Origin of the sequence: Nocardiopsis prasina DSM 43845, assembly GCF_000341265.1 — a bacterium.
Classification (GTDB): Bacteria; Actinomycetota; Actinomycetes; order Streptosporangiales; family Streptosporangiaceae; genus Nocardiopsis; species Nocardiopsis prasina.
Map to the genome: position 1 here is coordinate 1 of NZ_ANAE01000027.1, position 1,383 is coordinate 1,383.

The window sequence follows — 1,383 nt, forward strand, 5'->3', positions numbered from 1 at the left end:
CGTCCCGCCGGGCACCAACCTGAACCCGGCCGATGCGGGATGGAGTCCGCCGGAGCTGAAGGCCGCCGCGCGGCGCCGCTGAGCGTCGGTCCTTCCCGGCCGGTCCTCCGGCCGGGAAGGCGCGGGCACGGCGGCCCTCTTTACACCGGCGGGGCGACGGTTTAATTTAACCAATGAGTAACTTACTGTCGAGTAAATGCGCGTCCGGACGGTAGGCGCGACCGCCGCCGCGTACCCAGACCGCCCCCGACCCTCCGTCCCCCTCCGGCCCCCGCCGGACGACCCCCCGAGGTCAGCATGCACACACCGCGCGCACTGTCGGCGAGCGCCCTCGCCGCGATACTCCTCGTGTTCCCCCTCGCACTCCCCGCATCGGCCGCGACGGCCGACGGCACCGGCGCCCGAGTCTCCTACGAAACCGTCCCCGGCCACGGCGGAACCGACCTCAAAGCCATGGTCATCACCCCCACCGGCTACGAGGGCCCCCGGCCGCTGCTGGTGATGCCGGCCGCCTGGTCCACCAGCAACCTGCTCTACGTCGGCGCCGCCAAGCGCCTGGCCTACGAGTCGGGCTACCAGGTCATCAGCTACACCTCACGCGGATTCTGGGACTCCGGCGGCGAAGTCGAGGTCGCCGGCCCCGAGGACGTCGCCGACGCCCGCGCGGTCATCGACTGGGGCCTGCGCGAGACCGACGCCGACCCCGAACGCGTCGGCATGGCCGGCATCTCCTACGGCGCCGGGATCAGCCTGCTCACCGCCGCCGAGGACGACCGGGTCGAAGCCGTCGGCGCGATGAGCGGATGGAGCGATCTGGCCGCTTCCATCTACCCCGACGAGACCGTCAACTACCAGGCGGTGGAGCTGCTGCTGACCTCCGCCCGCCTCACCGGGCGGCCCGGCGACGCGCTGGAGGAGATGGAGTCCGAGTACCGCGACGGCAATGTCCAGCCGGCGCTGGAGCTGGCACCCGAGCGGTCGGTATCCACCAAGATGGACGCCCTCGACGCCAACGGGCCGGCCGTCATGCTCGGCCACGCCTGGAACGACGGCATCTTCCCGGCGAGCCAGTTCACCGACTTCTACAGCGACTACACCGGCCCCAAGCGCCTGATGCTGTCGGCCGGCGACCACGCCACCGCCGAGGCCTTCGGTGCGTTCGGCCTGCCCGACGAGACCTGGGAGTCGCTGACCCGCTGGTTCGACCACCACCTGCGCGGCGCCGACAACGGCGTCGCCGCCGAGGACCCCGTGCGGGTCAAGCCCAACAACGGGGGTGCGTGGTCCTCCTATCCCGACTGGGAGTCGGTGTCCGCGAAGGAGACCACGCTGCACATGGGCGAGCCCGAACGGTCCTGGAGCGACTGGCAGCGCACCGGCGGG

1 protein-coding gene is annotated in these 1,383 nt (G+C 71.7%); it reads left to right on the forward strand.

The features are described 5' to 3' along the window. Nucleotides 1-297: 297 nt before the first annotated feature. Nucleotides 298-1,383: CocE/NonD family hydrolase (locus D452_RS0101065; RefSeq protein WP_017542323.1), on the forward strand; the 1,086-nt coding region annotated here is incomplete at its 3' end.